Consider the following 16929-nt stretch of genomic DNA (forward strand, 5'->3'; position numbering starts at 1 on the left):
CATGTTCTCCCCGGAAATCCGCGAAGCCATCGCCACCGCGTACGCCGCCATGACCCTGTGGGAAGTGGCAGCGGTGGTATTGGCACTGACCTATCTGCTGCTGGCAATGCGGGAAAATATCCTGTGCTGGTACGCAGCCTTTGCCAGTACTGCCATCTACCTGTTCCTGTTCTGGGACGTCAGCCTATTGATGGAATCGGCGCTACAGATTTTTTATCTGGTGATTGCCGTGTACGGCTGGTGGCAGTGGCGACACCGCAATAAAGAGGGTGAAAAGCTGCATATCCACCGCTGGTCCGCCGCCATGCATATCTCTGCATTTGCGGGCGTGGGTCTACTCACCCTGATATTTGGCTACGTACTGGATAATTACACTAACGCCGCCCTGCCCTACCTGGACTCCTTCACTACCTGGGGTGCCGTGGTAACCACCTATATGGTCACCCGCAAGGTACTGGAAAACTGGCTTTACTGGATCGTCATCGACGGTGCCGCGATTTATCTGTATATCGACCGCGAGCTGTATCTCACAGCACTACTATTTGTTCTGTATGTGATACTGGTCATCATCGGGTTTTTCCAGTGGTATGCGCTGTACCAAAAACAAACTGGTAGCCAGGAACAGACGGTTACCGCATGAACCAGAGCGTCGAACATCTCATTGCCAGCGAATGGCAACGATGGAGCGACAGACCGCCCAAACTGATTCGCCCGCTGGAAGGCGGGCTCACCAACCGCAGTTTCCTGATTGATGCGGGCGATAAAAAGCTGGTACTACGCATTAACGCCCCCAACTCCCTTGCGCTGGATCTCAATCGCGCCGCCGAGGCAGAGGCACTGCAGCAGGCTAGTCCGAAAGACCTATGTGCACCGCTGGTGTATGTGGATCCGGCTCACCGCTACCTGCTGACCCAATTTGTCGATGGCGCGCCGCTGGATATCAACCAGCCCCAGGCTTTTGCCCAGCTCGCGCAATTGCTACGGCAAATTCACCAGTTGCCACCGATTTCCGTGCAACTGGATATTGCCGACAAGGCGGACCGCTACTGGCAGTCCATTGACAGAAATACGGATTTCTTCCCGGCGCTGGCTCAGCTCTACCAATTGATGGAACTGCAGCTTAAACAAAGCAGCGCACGTCCCGAAAACTACCGGCTTTGTCATAACGACCTGCTACCCGACAACCTGCTACAGGATAGGTCCGGTCAGCTCCGGGCCATTGACTGGGAATACACCGCTTGCGGCGACCCCTTCTTTGACCTTGCGACAGTAACCACCGGATACGATCTGGACCGGCAACAGCAGCGGGCACTGCTCAGCGAGTACTTGCTGCGGCCAGCGTGTGAAGCCGACCTGACCAGACTGGACCACTGGAAGCGAACTTACCGCTACCTTTCCGTGCTCTGGTATGTGGTCCAATTCTCCCATTCCCCCGGAAGCGCCTCACCGCAGATCGAGCAATCTGCGCTGGACACAGAAATCACTGAACTGTTGGCGAGTTTTTCTTAGCCGTCCAATTTAGCCATCCAACCTGGCATGCTATTGAATATTGGCTATTGACTACGGATCGAGTTACAGAAATACGATCTGCCGCCGTCACCACGAAAGGCGGGCGGCTACACGAGCCTCATCCGCGTCCAATGAAAACGACCAGCCATTGCGTTCACACAGCCGTTGAACGATACCCAGACCCAGACCATATCCTTGAGACGACGCCTCGGTCGTTGTGTGCCGCTCACTAGCTTCACTACCGACCTGATTGGTGACGAACAGCGCGCGCTCTCTGATGTGAATCGTGATCGGCCCCTGTCCGTCAAGCGTGTGCTGAAATGCATTTCGCACCAGATTATTGACCGCGATAGAAAAAGCCTGGGAATGTCCGCAGGCGATGGGCTTTGATAAATCATCGATTTCAACATCGACGAACTTGCCGTTCAACAGGTGGCGCTGCTGATCAATCGCCTGGCTTACCAGCGGCATCACTAAAAACTGCTCGTCATACAAGCCATCGTCGGTTTCGCGAGCGAGGCACAAGAACATTTCAATCGTGGCTTTCATTTCGAGCGCCGCACACCGCACTCGATCTACCGCCTTCCTATCGGTCGCTGACAGATCACTTTCTTCCAACAGCTCAAGCGCACCCAGTATCACGGTGACCGGTGTGCGCAACTCATGGCTGGCTGAACCGGTAAAGTATCGCTCCCTCTCAACAAATTCGCTGATCCGCTCAAGCGTCTTCTCAATGGTCCTGGCGAGCACACCAACCTCATCATCATCGAACCGGCTGGACTCTATGCGTTTATGATCTTCGGCCGATAGTTTTTCCGGATCGATGTCCGCAACCATGTGAGCGAGTTGCACAACAGGGGCGACAGCTCTACGCATCACAACAACTCCCAGCCCGAAACCAAGAACACCGAGCGTACCCACAACTCCGGTGATCACGAGTAGCCACCACCAATCCTCTGAAGACGCAGCCTCAATCCCAGCAACGTCGAAAACCACAAATGCGCGTCGCTGTTCATTGTCCGCAGCTACTACCGCGACATGCAATTCTTCAGTGTCGAATTCGTACACCCCTTCACCGGGGTTTGTCTGCGCCCATTCCCGGAGTGATTCCGGCAAGCTTGCGACCTCATCGTATCCGCGAAGGTTCAACGACAGAGAGGGATAGCTTTCAGCGGCGCGCTCTAGCTGACGCACCAATACGCGGTCTTCGCTCAACCGGATCGCCGAGAAGAACGCGAGTCCCCAGGCCACGCTGAGTACCGCCACACACATCGCAAAGGCAATAGCGACACGCTTGCGCAAACTGTACTTGTACATTACTGGGCATCCTCTGCAATGCGATAGCCGATACGATGCACCGTATGAATGAGCGGGCCATCAAACGGTCGATCGATCGCCTGCCGCAGCTTGTACATGTGCGAGCGAAGCGCATCACCATCGGGGCGCTCGTCCGCCCACAGCAAGGATTCGAGATCATCGCGAACCACAACAGACGGCGCCACTTCCATCAATCTCTGCAGTAGCCGCATACCAGCAGGTGTGAGATCGATGTGTAACCCCGCGCGATGCACTTGCAGCGTAGACCGATTCAGAGTCAGGTCCCCTACCTTTAACAGATTAGCGGTTTTACCGCGACTACGTTTGAACAGCGCCTGCAGTCGCGCATGCAGCTCTTGTAATGCGAACGGCTTGATCAGATAGTCATCTGCCCCCGCTTCGAATCCCTTGAGCTTATCGTCCAGCGTATCTCTCGCAGTCAGCATAAACACGGGCGTGTCTAATTGGGCATCCGCTCTTAGCTTTTGACAGAAACTTAGGCCATCCATCCCAGGAAGCTTCAGGTCGAGAACAATAACATCGAACGTATTCGTCAACGCCAGGTGCATAGCGCTGATACCGTCATAGGCAAAATCCATAACATAGTTATACCTTTCAAGATACGCGGCAATATTCTCGCAAATGCCGCGGCTATCTTCGACGATCAACACTCTAATCGGCGCCGCACCAAGCGCATGTACCATCTACTGTTCCCCATTACCAAACACGATTTACCAGGCCTGATTACCACGCCTGATTTACCAGGCACTATCTGCCAAGCATTATCTACCAGGCATAGTCCAACCGCAGGCCAATAAGTGGCTCGGCTTCGCTATCATCCTGTACTACAACACCCCGGCGGTAGTCAAACTCAGACTCGTCGCTCGACGACGCGGCCGTTACGTTGATGACATCGAGAAAGGCGGTTACATCGATTGGACCGAATGCACGCCGGTAGTCAACCCGAACGTTCAACGAACCGGAACCACTGGTGCGGCCGAGATTCCGCTCAGTGATCTCCTTCGAGTAGCGTAGAGGCTGCCCTACTCCCAAGACGTCTGAGTGAATAATAAACAGATCATCTGGCGTACCGGAAAGGTATTTGTAGCGCCCAGCGACCTTCCAGCGGCTGCTGATTTCCCAGGTCAGGCCGAGGGTAGCAACATGCTCGCGGCTGAAGTCAGCGGCAACGTCACCGCTACCGTCTTTCCGGTCGACTACCGCATCGTTGTACGAATAGGTTGCGGTAGCGTAAATGCCCTCGCGGACCATAGCGTTGGCCACGATATCGACGCCGTAGGATGTGCCGTCACCAATGTTCGCAGAGGTCCCGCTTGCCCGGTCAAGGTCTACCACCAGGTTGTCGAGGTTTTGATAATAGGCTTCCGTCAACACCGACCAGTTGCTATTCGGGAAGTATTCATAACCGATACTGGTATGGGTGATTTCTTCACTCTCGAGAGCATTCGATTCGTTCGCGGCAAGATCCAAAAACCGTGGTGACTGGTGGAACCGTCCGGCCGTCGCAAAATATCGAACCTTTGTACTCGGCCGCCAATTGACGCTGAATCTGGGCGACGCAAAGCTCTGTTCGGAAAAGCCATCGCGTTCAAACCGCATGCCGGTGCGGATATCCCAATCGCCATGTTGAAACAATTGCTCTACGTAACCGGCGTAGTTGGTTTCTTTCCGGACTAGCGAGGAATTGATGCTCTCGGGCGTCAACACAACAAAGCGCTGATCGGGGTCTGGCCTGAAATCATCGTCGTCGTAGGTATATCGGACCCAATCGCCATCGAGGACGGTGTTATAGTCCAGTTCAATCTGCGTGACTCGAGTACCGGCACTGAATACGCCCCACTGGTTTACAGTCTCGAAGTCGCTGCGCCAGCCGATCTCTGTTTCTGCCTCACCGATGGTAATTATGTCTTGCCGCACCGGAAAGCTGGCCGCAGGGGACTCCTCAGGTACGAGATCAGGAAAGGATTCACCCTCTGAACTGACCTTGTCGCTGGTGCGGTAGTACACCTTGTTGGTCCAGACAGCGTCTTCACCGACCAGAGAGCGCAACGTCATACCGTACAGATCACTATCTTGTTCGGAATCCTGCAGTGACGCATCTTCGAAATTGGGCGACGCAAACACATGGGTTACACCGCGGGTATAGTCCTCGTGCGTATCCATCAACAGAATTTCGAAGGTGTTATTCTGGTTGAGGGGTATGACCGACTTCACGATGACGTCTCGCAAGACCGGCTCACCGATATCGAGCTCTTCGATCGTTTCAAACAAAGCGCCGAAATCCAGTCTTCGGGCAGAAACGAGCAAGGTAGAGTCTTCAGTGATACCGGTAGGACCGTCATAACCAACTTCATAGCCCGCAAGGTCGTAGCGGAAACTGGCGGAAGGACTGGGATTGCCGTCGGCAACTTCAAGCTTGAGTAGTGATGCCGCCCGACCGCCATAAGCCGCACTCCACCCACCCGGTGAAAACTCGGCACCACTGATCACATTCGGTGCGAAAATCGAGAAGCGGCCACCACCACCGACATCTTCCTCCTCACCCAGCGTCGCATCAAAGTGCACAGCTTTATCAAAGGGGAAGTCATCTACGAATATCAGATTATCCCGGGGGCCACGGCCGCGTACGCTGAAGCTCGCGAACTCACTGGCGGATGCCAGGCCCGGTAAACCGTCCAGCGACAGGAGCGGGTCTGCGCCGCCGCCAACAGCACTGCGCAATGCCTCTCGATCAAGGTAGGTGCTGCTAACCGCTAATGCTTCCGCCTGCTGTGCCCGAACCTCCACTTCCTCAAGTGCCTGCGCGCCAAGTTCGAGTTCAACCTTGACGTTTTTGCGCGTAACCACACGGATGCTTGGTTCATACAGGGAATTGAACCCGCCCTTGGCGACGCTCACCGAGTAGAGGCCGGGGTCGAGCTGGTCAATGACGATGCGACCTTGTGCATCCGTCTTTACCGATCGCGTGGTATTGGTTTCCCGTTCCTCGAGCGTGATCTGCACGGATGAGAGCGGACGGTCGGTATACTGGTCCTTGACGATGAAGGTCAGTGCACCGGGCGCCTCTGCTGCGTGGGTTATAAGCGGAGTTCCCATCAACAGCGCCGAAAGAGTAAACCACGATACCTGTCTCAACTGCCTGCTCATATTGCTATTCCCTTTGTTATACCTTTTTCGTCCCGACAACAGTCTACCGTTTTTATTTGGTGAAACGCTGGGAGGTTAGCAACGCAGATGTGACTAAAATGTCGCTGAGATGTGAAAGCACCATCAAAGCCCGGTTGTCTGCCGCCGGTTTAACGCAAAGGTAATACCGGTACCTTGCTATTTGGCACGTAAAGTCAGTTGTTTTTCACTTAAGTCAAAAATGGGTGTATTACACTTTTTATTCAACGGGTATATATGGAGTTACCTTGAATGAAACGGATATTAAAATTTTCACCCATCCTGGCACCGCTGGCATTGGCGTTTAGTAGTACAGTCTCGGCCAACCCCCTCGGCTTGACCGAGCCACAGGACTTTATTGTCCGTGTTGGCGGATACTACATTTCCCCCGGGGAAGACGAAGTTAGCTTTGTCGACGATTCCTTCCAATTTTTCGATGCGTTTCGCTCTACGGTTGATCCAGGTTCCGAGTGGGGCTGGTCTATCAACTTCGAGTGGCAACCTGTAGAGCACTGGGGTATCGAGCTTGGCTATATGAACGGCGACAACCATACCAGCAGTCACGCTGACAGATTTTTTTCGCCGGATTTCGAAGATGTCGAATTTCGTGATGTAGCCATTTTTAGTGCCGATATCAGTACCGCAAGCCTGAAATTCTATCCCCTGGATGAAACCTGTATGGTTCAGCCCTATATAGGCGGTGGAATTAGCTATACCGACTTCAGTGAACGCCGCCTTAGGCGTGTACTGCGAGACGATCTGGCTGAATTTGATCTTCGCGGCAATTTCGATATGGGACATTCTTGGGGCTATACCTGGCAAGCGGGAATGGATTTCAATTTCGGACGCGGTAGTGCCTGGCTGGTAAATGTGGCCGCGATTTACGCGCAATCCGACACGGATATGAGGCTACAGATTTTTGATGATGTACCGCCGCCCCCGGATGTAGATCCCATTTTCGAGTCCTATTCCGGCGACTACAGCTATGATCCATGGATGTTCAACCTGTCAGTAGGGTACAAATTCTCCTTCTGACACTCTGAATTCGGCAGATTATATTGGGCGCTTCGGCGCCCTTTTTTTGGGGGATGGGAAATGCCGGCGGATTGAAGATGGCTGACGTACCGGCCAAACAGTGCAGACTCAGCACCGCGCAACTCCCGAAGAAACCGAAGTGTTGTACGCAGAAATCACTGACCTGCCGGCAACTTTTGATTAAGCTTCCGCTTCAGCCAGGCAATCAGACCCATCCGCGCCCATGCTTCTGACCCAAGAGATCACCCTCCACCTGATCACCCTCGTGATTCTGTTCGGCATCGCTACCGGTATCACCCTTGCACTGCTGCTGTTTATGGCACCCTGGGGCAATCGACGTGCCAACCGTTGTCTGGGCACCCTGCTGGTAGTATTCAACCTGGTGGCGCTGGCGTATATCCCACGCCTTGAGGTGGAGGCGCTGCCGGATGCATTTCGCGCGGTATTTGCTCTGCAGCTGCTATTCGGTCCATTGCTCTACTTTTACTGCCGCCTGCTAACCGAGCCCGAATTTCGCTGGCACCCGCGCCACCTGTGGCACCTGATGCCGGCGCTGGTCTCGGCGGGGCTGTGGTTATGGCAGTTGCCGGTGGCCAGCGACGATCTGCTCAATGCCCCGTGTATCAACGATGCAGGCTGTGCCACCAATGAAGTGACCCGCGCGCGCTTTATCCACCGCGCGGCGGCAATGATTTCCCCCATCGTCTACTCAGTCTGGGTGTTGCGCCTGCTGCGCCCCTACCAGCGCCGGGTGATGGAGAGTTATTCCAATATCGATTCGGTAAACCTGCGCTGGCTGCGGGTACTGAGCTACGTCTTTCTCGCCACCGCGGCACTGGCCATCCTGCTGGAGCTGGTCAACTGGCTGGCACCACCCAGCCGCGCGCTGACGCCGGGTCTGCTGCAGGCGCTAGTGCCGCTGTTGCTGAGTGTGTTGTTGGGATGGTTTGGCCTGCAGCAGCGCCATATCCGCTTGACGGTGCAGACGCCTGAAAAGCGGGGAGTTGTACCGGCGACGCATGACGCAGAGCAAAGTGTTTCCGAAGACACAGCTCCAGCCATCAGAAAATCCAGCGTGCGCAATCTCAGCGAGAGCGCCGCAGAGGCCCTCTGGCAGCAGTTGCTGGTCAGCATGGAGCAGCAGAAGCCCTACCTGGAACCGGGCCTGAAAATCGCCCAGCTGGCCAAACGGCTGGATGTACCAGCACACCACCTGTCGGAAACCATCAATGGCCTCGCCGGCCAGTCGTTCTACGATTTCATCAACCAGTACCGGGTAAGCGAGGCCGCGCGCCTTTTGACCGAACCGTCAAATGCACACCTGTCGGTCACGGATATCGGCCTGCAGGCTGGGTTCAACTCTAACTCGACCTTTTTCTCCCAGTTCAAGAAACGCCTTGGGGAGTCACCGAGCCGCTACCGGGCTCGCCAAGACAAATCGATAAACGATTGATTTAAAAGGAAAAATAAATCCGGATTCGCAAGTTCGGACTTTCCAACCCGCACGGCGCAGCAAGAATTTTCTCCAAGTTTGCGAGGCCGGACGCCACGCTGGCGCACGACCGCTATAACCCTGACGAGCCCCGGCCTATCCCTGAGCCGCAGGCACCAAAATAAGAAACCCGTCAGGAGAACCACATGCAAAGCCGTCTCGCCGCTCACTTCAATACCCGAGTTGCCGCGCCCCGTGCCTTGGCCGCAGCCATCACCGCCGCAGTGGCAGCCCAGGCAGCGCCCACCGTCTTCGCTGCAGAGCTGGAAGAAGTTACCGTCACCGCGCAGAAACGCGCCGAGCGCATCACCGAGGTACCCATCGCCATCACCAATGTGGGTGCCGAGGCGATCAAGCAGACCGGCGTGCGCCAGGTACAGGAAGTGGCGCAGTTCGTGCCCAACCTGAATATCAGCTCCGGCACCGACTTCACCACCGCGGTGACCATGCGCGGAGTCGGTTCCGCTAGCCGCAATATCGGATTCGATACCCGCGTGGGCGTCTATCTGGATGGGGTCTATCTGGGGCAGTCTCCGGCCATCAACCAGGACCTGGTAGACCTGGAGCGCATCGAAGTGCTGCGCGGTCCACAGGGTACCCTGTTCGGCAAGAACACCGTGGCCGGTGCCATCAACCTGATCTCGCAGAAGCCCAGTAACGAATTCTCCGGCAGCATCAGCGCCGAATACGGCAGCATGAACTCCCGCCAGCTGTCCGCCACTATCAACGCTCCGCTGTCCGACAGTCTGTTCGGCAAGATCTCCGTCAACCGCCAGCAGCGCGACGGCTACGTGAAGAACCTGACCACCGGCAATCTGCTGAATGAACAGGATGGCAGCGCCTACCGCGCCCAGCTGATGTATGACGCCGGCGGCAGTTTCAATGCAATCCTGGCACTGGACGGCATGGAGAGCGACCGCCTGTCCACCACCGGCGAAGCCGTCACCAATACTTTCGGTAGTGCACCCGACACTGCCGCACCGGAAAGGCACCAAGTGGCCATGGACGTCGACCCCCGCGAAGAGCGCGAAATCCGCGGTACCGCCCTGACCATGGAATGGAACCTACCCAGCGACTTCACCCTGCGCTCCATCACCGCGTCCCGCGACACGGAAATGACCTACCACAACGACACCGATTACTCCCCTTATCCTCTGGCGGAAATCGAATACATGGACAGCTACGAACAGCTGACCCAGGAATTCCAACTGGTATCGCCCGGCGCGGACGATTTCAACTATGTGGCCGGCCTCTACTTCTACCAACAGGAAGGCAACAGCTTCCGTGAGGTAACGACCTCGGAACTGTTCGAAAATCTGCTGGAGCAGCAATATGGGGTTCCCGGCCTGGTAAATCCGGACAGCTCCGTGTACACGGCAGGTACCGTGGATACCAGCAGCATCGCAGCCTACGTGAATGGTTCCTACCAGCTGAGTGACAGCTGGAAGCTGGGTTTCGGCCTGCGCTATTCCGAAGAGCAGAAGGAAGTGGACTGGGCTATCGACGGCAGCAGCGCACCGCTGTTCCGCATCGCCACCGGCGAGGTGCTAGACGATCGCACCGACTCCCACCTGTCGCCGACGCTCAGTATCAACTATGCGCTGGCTGAGGATATGAACACCTACGCGAAATACAGCGGCGGCTTCAAAAGCGGTGGCTACAACCTCGATTTTGTTGCCTCAGGTGACCTGGCTGCGGGCACCGACTTCGACAAGGAAACCGTGGATGCGTTTGAAGTGGGCCTGAAGGGCACCGCTCTGGCCCGTCAGTTCAGTTACAACCTGGCCCTGTTCCGCGCGATCTACCAGGACTACCAGGTAAACCAGTTTGTGGATCTGGGCGATGGCGCCACCTCGATTTCCATTCGCAACGCGGCGGAAGTGGAAACCACCGGCCTCGAGGCGGAGCTTTCCTGGCTCGCCAGCGACAACCTCACCATCAACACGTCGCTGGGCCTGCTAAACGCGGAATTCACAAGCTATCCGAACGCGGACGCCAACGGCAGCGACCTTTCCGGCAACAAGCTGCCCAGCGCGCCAGAGACTTCGTTCAATCTGGGCGGCCAGTATTATTTGCCGATCAATAGCATCGGTGCCGACCTGCTGCTGCGCCTGGATTACATCTACCGCGACAGCTTCTACAACACCGCGGAAAATGAAAGCGAGCGCACTCTGGCGAGCGGTGACACGGTTCACTTTGGTGAAGTGGAGGACTATCAACTGGTCAATGCGCGCATCGGTCTGCAAAGCCAGGCGGACACCTGGAACGCGGCTCTGTTCGTGCAAAATCTGACGGATGAGGAATATATGGTGGAAACCCGCCGCGACTTCCTCGGCACCCTGCGCCATTTTTATGGGCTGGAGCGCACTGCGGGTATTGAGGTGGAATACCGGTTCTGATTCCCCCTTATTGAGAACTTGTGTAGGCTTTTCAAAGCCCCTTGTACCGCGCTCCGAATAAATCCCGAGGCGGTACCGCTACCGGGTATAGCTTTGCGAGACCCGGCAGCGGCACCTTCACAGAAAGTTCTGATAAATTTACTGAATCACTATTGAACTCATACGGCCTTAGCAACGCCGGCTTTTCACTGAAGTATGAAATTGACTATGCAAAATAAATTAATCAACCGATGCCTGATTGGTATTGGCATGGCGGTGTTACTGTTAGTAGTGGTACTCGTTATCCGCACACTCAGTTTTACCGCCCCTCCCCTGGCAAATATTACCCCGGAGCCATTGGACCTCGATGGCCGCGCCATTGCCGGACGCCTGTCGCAGGCCATCCAGTTTCGCACCGTCTCGGTTCAATTGAACCAGCGTGAAACCCAGCAGCAATATAGAGACTTTATCGACTGGCTGGCAGCCACTTATCCGGAAGTACATACGGCCATGCCTCCGAAAAAACTGGGTAAAAAAGAGGGGCAGGAATTTTCGCTGCTGTATACCTGGCCGGGTAAAAATTCGGAGTTACCACCAATTTTGATGTCCGCGCACTACGACGTGGTGCCAGTCATTCCCGGTACAGAAGACGATTGGCAACACCCCCCCTACGCCGGTGTGGTGGACGATACCCACATCTGGGGTCGCGGCACGCTCGATGACAAAGGTGCGGCCATTGCCCTCATGGAGGCGGCCACCAGTCTGTTAAAACAAGGCTACCAACCGGAAAGGACCGTATATATCAGCCTTACCAGTGACGAGGAAACCGGGGGGAATGGCGGTACTGCCGCGATTGTGGAAACGCTGAAAAACAACGGAACACAGTTGGACTGGAGCCTGGACGAAGGTTCATTCCTGCTGCATGGGTTTATTCCCGGCGTAGAACCCCCAATCGCCAGTATCAATGTGGCAGAAAAAGGTTATCTCACCGTCAAACTCGTCGCACCAGGCAAGGGCGGACACTCGTCCATGCCTCCGGCAGAAACCGCGGTGGATATACTCGCAGGCGCTTTAGTGCGATTGAACCAGAACCCGCTGCCCGGCGGACTAGAGGGGCTTAGCAAAAAGCTGTTCGAGGCCGCCGCCCGCCATATGTCGTTTGAAAAACGCCTGATGTTCGCCAACCAGTGGCTATTCGCCCCGGTCATTGAGTCCGCATTGGAACAACAGGCCTCAACCGCTGCCATGCTGCGCACTACCACTGCCGCCACCATGCTCTCGGCGAGCGTAAAGGAAAATGTTTTACCGATCGAGGCCACCGCTACCGTGAACTTCCGCCTGCACCCGCGGGACAGCGTTGACGATGTGCTTGCGCATATCGAATCTGTTATCGACGATGAACGTATCAAGGTTGTGGTTCGCCGCGGTGATTCCGCGTCCAAAGTATCCAACGATGAGGCACAGGGATTTCGCCTGGTGGCCGATACCACACAAGAAGTGTTCGGCTCGGTAATCACAGCACCAGGATTGACCATTGCCGGCACTGACAGCCATCGCTACCAGGAAATTGCCGACAATAACTATCGCTTTAACCCCATGCTGGTGAGCCGCGAGGATGTGCACGGATTCCACGGCACCAATGAGCGCATCAGTATCGACAATATGGTGAAGGCAACGGGTTTTTATCAGGCCCTGATTCGCAACGCGAATTTACACCCGCAATAACGCAGTATCGCGACCGACGATGCGCGTTGCGGCCGGGCAGCGCGCTTCACGTCACAAATTCCCACGGCAGGCATTCAGAAAAATTCCGCGGTAACTATCAGCGTCAAATGACAACGGATTGCTTGGTGCAGAAGGATCCACCGCGGCCATCTGTGCGATCTGGTCCGCGTCCTCCTCGCCAATGCCGATTTCTGCCAGGGTATGCGGGATACCAAAGTCCCGTCGAAGGAACAACACCCAGTCCAGTACACCGGCAAAACCTGCTGTGGGTAGCGCCAGATAACGCGACAGCCGGCTCATGGGTTCTTCAATCGCCGAGCGGTTGGCACTCAGTACGTAGGGCATCAATATCGCGTTCAGCAGTCCGTGGTGTTTGTCATAGAGGGCACCAAGCGGATGCGCCAGTGCGTGCATGGCGCCGAGCCCGCGCTGAAATGCCGTGGCCCCCATGCTGGAGGCCACCAGCATCTGCATGCGCGCTTCCAGATCATTGCCGTCGGCTACCGCGCGCGGCAGGTAAATATTAATCAGGCGCATGGCCTCCAGTGCAATGCCTTCCGCCATGGGGTGAAAATGAGTTGCACAAAAGGCCTCCAGATTGTGCGACAGCGCATCCATACCCGTCGCCGCCGTAATAGGCGCTGGCAGCCCTATGGTCAACTCCGGGTCCAGCAGCACGATTTCCGGCAGCATGCGCGGATGAAAAATGATTTTTTTAAGCTTGGCGTTTTCGTCAGTAATGACCGACGAACGCCCGACTTCCGAGCCGGTGCCGGCCGTGGTGGGGACGGCAATCACCGGCATCATGCCGTGGGTGTTTACCTTCAGGTAATTGTCTCCCACATCCTCAAACTCCCAGATGGGATGGGTCTGCCCCACCATCAGTGCGATGGCTTTACCCGCGTCCAGCGCCGAGCCACCTCCAAACGCAATCACGCCATCGCAGCCATGCGCCTTGAATACCGCAACACCGTCACTCACATTGTTGCCGGTGGGATTGCCTTTAATGTCGCTGAACACCGTGAGCGGCACACCGGCCACCAGACAGTTTTCCACCACCGCCTGTACCATCGGCAGTGCCACCAGTCCCGGGTCGGTGACCAGCATGGGGGTTGCCATGCCCATTTCCCGGCAAAGTTGTGGCAGTTCGCGCACGCGACCGGGGCCTACTCGCATGGCGGTGGGATAATTCCAGTTGATGAAGAACCGGCTTTTCGACATGGTGGCAATTAGGGTTTGAGTTTGAAGTGAAAGGATTTCGGGCGGGTCAGATGTTCGAATCCGATGCCTGACAGGGTGCAACCGCGACCGGAATTTTTGACACCGGTCCACGCCAGCGCGGGGTCCAGGTAATCACAGCGATTCAAGAACACAGTGCCGGTACGCAACTGGTCTCCCAGCGCCAGCGCCGTCTCCACATCCGCCGAGTAGATGGCAGCAGTGAGGCCGTATTCGCTGTCATTCATGAGTGCCAGTGCTTCGGCATCGTCTGCTACCGGCATCACCCCCAGCACCGGACCGAAGGATTCCTCGTTCATGACCCGCATGGTGTGATCGACGCCGGTGAGCAGCTGTGGCGCCATATAAGCACTACCGCGCTGATCCAGTTCGAAGTCGCCGCCGTCGATATGCGCCTGTGCCCCCTGCGCAACCGCCTCGTCGATCTGATCGCGTACAAAGTCCGCGGCACTGGCTCGCACCAGTGGGCCGAGGGTGGTGCTTTCATCGTTCGGGCGACCAAGACGGTATTTACGGATCAGCGCCGCAGCCCGCTGCACAAATTCAGCAAACAAAGTCTGGTGCACATACAAGCGTTCGATTCCGCAGCAGGACTGGCCGGAATTGAAGAAGGCCCCATCGACCACCGAGGCCACCGCATATTCCAGGTCGGCGTCGGCGCGCACATACGCGGGGTCTTTGCCACCCAGTTCAAGTCCGACGGAAAGAAAGCGCCCCGCCGCCGCCGTTTCCACGGCGGCCCCACCACCCACGGAGCCGGTAAAGGCCACATGTTGCACGCCGCCATTGATAATTACCTGTTCCGCATCGCGGTGATCCAGGTGCAGGTACTGGAAAATCCCCGGGGGTAATCCCACTTCCGTAAACGCCTCCACCAAGCGCTCGGCACAAAGTGGCGTCTGTGCCGAGTGTTTCAGGATTACGCTGTTTCCCGCCAACAGTGATGGCACCACCGCATTGATGGCGGTGAGATAGGGGTAGTTCCAGGGTGCGATGACAAAACTGGTACCCAGTGGCTCACGGCGGATAAAGCGCTTGAAGCCCGGCTTTTCCGGCAATGGAATATCGCTCAGCGGGCCGCCGATGGCCTCGGCCAAATCCGCCATGGTCAGTGCGCGCTCGGCAAGGCCGTCGATTTCACCTCCGGCGAATTGCATGGGGCGGCCCATCTGCCAGCAGATTTCGTCCGCCAGTTGTGCTTTTCTTTGTTGCAGGTGTTTAACCGCCGCACGTACCAGCACCGCGCGCTCGGCAACGGGTACCTGTTTCCAGCCAGGCTGGGCGCCCTCGGCACGGCTCAGCGCATTCTGGATTTCATATTCCGTGGCCAGCGGGCGCTCGACATACACACTATTATCGATCGGGGAAATGCACTGGAGTTTTTGCATAAACGTTTTGGCTTCAGAGAATGTCGCAGTCGTTATTCAGGTTCGGTAATCAACCATCGTCATCAGATAATTTCAAAGTAGCGCTGTAGCTCCCAGTCACCGATATGCTTGCGGAACTCCCGCTCTTCCCACTCGCGACTCGCGGCAAAATGGTCCACAAAGGCATCGCCAAACAGGTCCCGCGCGGCCTCTGACTGTTTGAGTCTTTGCGCGGCATCCCACAGCGTCCTCGGCAGCGCCAGTTCTTCAGGGTGCTGATCTTCGTAGGCATTGCCCTCCACCGCCTTACCCGGCGCCCACCCCTGTTCCACCCCATAAAGACCAGAGCCAAGCGCCACTGCCAGCGCCAGGTAGGGATTGGCATCCGCCGCACCCAGGCGGTATTCCTGACGCTGGGATTTGTCGCCACCGGGAATCACCCGCAATGCGGCGGTGCGGTTCTCCACGCCCCAGGTGGCATCGGTGGGCGCCCAGAAGCCGGGGATCATGCGCCGGTAGCTGTTGATGGTGGGCGCAACCATGCACAGCAGTTCCGGCATCAGCCGCTGCTGCCCGGCGAGAAAATGCCGCTGGGTTGCGCTCATGGAGTGGGGCTCGCCCTCGGCATAAAACGCCGAGGTATCGTCGTTCCGGTTGCGCAGGGAAAGATGGATATGCCCGCTCTGCCCGGGATACTCGTTGGACCACTTGGCCATAAAAGTGGCCATCAGCCCGCGGCGCTCCGCCAGCACCTTGATAAAGGTTTTGAACAGTGCGGCCTTGTCCGCCGCGGCTTCTGCGTTGTCGACGGTGATCGCCGCCTCCAGTACCCCGGGGCCCGTCTCCGTATGCAAACCCTCGATGGGGAAATCCATCCGTTCCGCCAGTGCGAGAATCTCGTGGTAGAGGTCCGCGTGTACCGAGTTGCGGATCATGGAGTAACCGAACCAGCCGGGAGTAAACGGCTTGAGATCCCGGTAACCCTTGGCACGGGCGGTATCGGGGGTCTCGTCGAACACAAAGAACTCGTATTCCAGCGCCGCATAGGGTGTAAAACCGGCCTGCTCACAGCGCTGAATCACCCTGCGCAACAGCGCCCGCGGGCACACCGCTTCGGCCGCGCCTTCGAATTCCGCCAGAAACAGCAGCATGCCGTCCTCAAACGGCACCTCGCGGCAGGTGTGGGGCAGGATGCGCACCGGGGCGTCCGGGTAGCCCGTATGCCAGCCGGTATAGTGGGCGTTGTCGTACAACTGATCCTGGATATCCCAACCCAGTACCACATCGCAAAAGGCAAAGCCCTTGTCGAGGGCGGAGAAGAACTTCTCGCGGCTCATGTATTTGCCACGCATGACCCCGTCGTTGTCGAAGAGCCCCACCTTGATATGGGTAAGACCCCGCGCCTCGACAATACGCTTGGCATCGGCCACGGAGCGCACCTGGCGCGGACTGAGGGCCGCGGTTTCCGTACGTGAGGAGGAAGAGGTTACTGGGGTAGTGTCCGCCACTGGCGAGGATGGCGGCAGCTCGGTGGATTCGTCCATGGGTGGGCTCCGTTATTGTGACCAACCCTTCGTCCATGAATGCCGGGCGGTATCCTGCCCCTCAGCATAGACAATCCTGCGGCAAACGGCGGAAACCCGGCGCTGCAGGGCGAAAACGATCAGGAATTGAGCAGTCA

General features: G+C 56.8%; 12 protein-coding genes. 6 read left to right on the plus strand and 6 right to left on the minus strand.

The features are described from left to right. The first annotated feature begins 1 nt into the window (after position 1). Both pnuC and M0G74_RS01585 read left to right on the plus strand, forming a co-directional pair. On the plus strand, positions 2-640 hold the full coding sequence (gene pnuC, locus M0G74_RS01580; RefSeq protein WP_248213637.1) for a nicotinamide riboside transporter PnuC: 639 nt from the start codon (positions 2-4) through the stop codon (positions 638-640). Then, a complete protein-coding gene (locus M0G74_RS01585) occupies positions 637-1509 on the plus strand; it encodes a choline/ethanolamine kinase family protein (RefSeq protein WP_248213638.1) in 873 nt (290 codons plus the stop codon). The genes pnuC and M0G74_RS01585 overlap by 4 nt, the downstream gene beginning before the upstream one ends. Positions 1510-1596: 87 nt before the next feature. Here the strand turns inward: M0G74_RS01585 and M0G74_RS01590 are convergent, their stop codons facing one another. The 3 genes from M0G74_RS01590 to M0G74_RS01600 form a co-directional block, all read right to left on the minus strand. Beyond that, positions 1597-2826, minus strand: a complete 1230-nt coding sequence (locus M0G74_RS01590) for a HAMP domain-containing sensor histidine kinase (protein WP_248213639.1) — start codon at positions 2824-2826, stop codon at positions 1597-1599. Next, positions 2826-3503 (minus strand): response regulator transcription factor, encoded by a 678-nt coding sequence (locus tag M0G74_RS01595; RefSeq protein WP_248215282.1) that lies wholly within the window; start codon positions 3501-3503, stop codon positions 2826-2828. The genes M0G74_RS01590 and M0G74_RS01595 overlap by 1 nt, the downstream gene beginning before the upstream one ends. Positions 3504-3612: 109 nt before the next feature. Further along, positions 3613-5994, minus strand: a complete 2382-nt coding sequence (locus M0G74_RS01600) for a TonB-dependent receptor (RefSeq protein ID WP_248213640.1) — start codon at positions 5992-5994, stop codon at positions 3613-3615. 270 nt (positions 5995-6264) lie between these two features. Between M0G74_RS01600 and M0G74_RS01605 the strand changes: the two genes are divergently transcribed. The 4 genes from M0G74_RS01605 (at position 6265) to M0G74_RS01620 (ending at position 12642) form a co-directional block, all read left to right on the plus strand. Continuing rightward, positions 6265-7047 (plus strand): OmpW family outer membrane protein, encoded by a 783-nt coding sequence (locus M0G74_RS01605; protein WP_160152766.1) that lies wholly within the window; start codon positions 6265-6267, stop codon positions 7045-7047. Positions 7048-7270: 223 nt separating this feature from the next. Continuing rightward, positions 7271-8500, plus strand: coding sequence for a helix-turn-helix domain-containing protein (locus M0G74_RS01610; RefSeq protein ID WP_248213641.1), 1230 nt, complete (start codon positions 7271-7273; stop codon positions 8498-8500). Between the two features lie 185 nt (positions 8501-8685). Beyond that, positions 8686-10938, plus strand: coding sequence for a TonB-dependent receptor (locus tag M0G74_RS01615; protein WP_248213642.1), 2253 nt, complete (start codon positions 8686-8688; stop codon positions 10936-10938). Between the two features lie 207 nt (positions 10939-11145). Then, a complete protein-coding gene (locus M0G74_RS01620; protein WP_248213643.1) occupies positions 11146-12642 on the plus strand; it encodes a M20 family peptidase in 1497 nt (498 codons plus the stop codon). Positions 12643-12693: 51 nt separating this feature from the next. Here M0G74_RS01620 and M0G74_RS01625 read toward each other — a convergent pair whose 3' ends face one another. The 3 genes from M0G74_RS01625 to M0G74_RS01635 form a co-directional block, all read right to left on the minus strand. Further along, positions 12694-13863 carry an iron-containing alcohol dehydrogenase gene (locus M0G74_RS01625; protein ID WP_248213644.1) on the minus strand — a complete coding sequence of 390 codons (1170 nt, stop codon included), beginning with the start codon at positions 13861-13863 and terminating at the stop codon, positions 12694-12696. Positions 13864-13871: 8 nt separating this feature from the next. Next, on the minus strand, positions 13872-15269 hold the full coding sequence (locus M0G74_RS01630; RefSeq protein ID WP_248213645.1) for an aldehyde dehydrogenase family protein: 1398 nt from the start codon (positions 15267-15269) through the stop codon (positions 13872-13874). A 62-nt stretch (positions 15270-15331) separates the two neighbouring features. Then, a complete protein-coding gene (locus M0G74_RS01635) occupies positions 15332-16792 on the minus strand; it encodes a glutamine synthetase (protein ID WP_248213646.1) in 1461 nt (486 codons plus the stop codon). Positions 16793-16929: the final 137 nt, after the last annotated feature.

The organism is Microbulbifer sp. CAU 1566, assembly GCF_023156515.1.
GTDB lineage: Bacteria > Pseudomonadota > Gammaproteobacteria > Pseudomonadales > Cellvibrionaceae > Microbulbifer.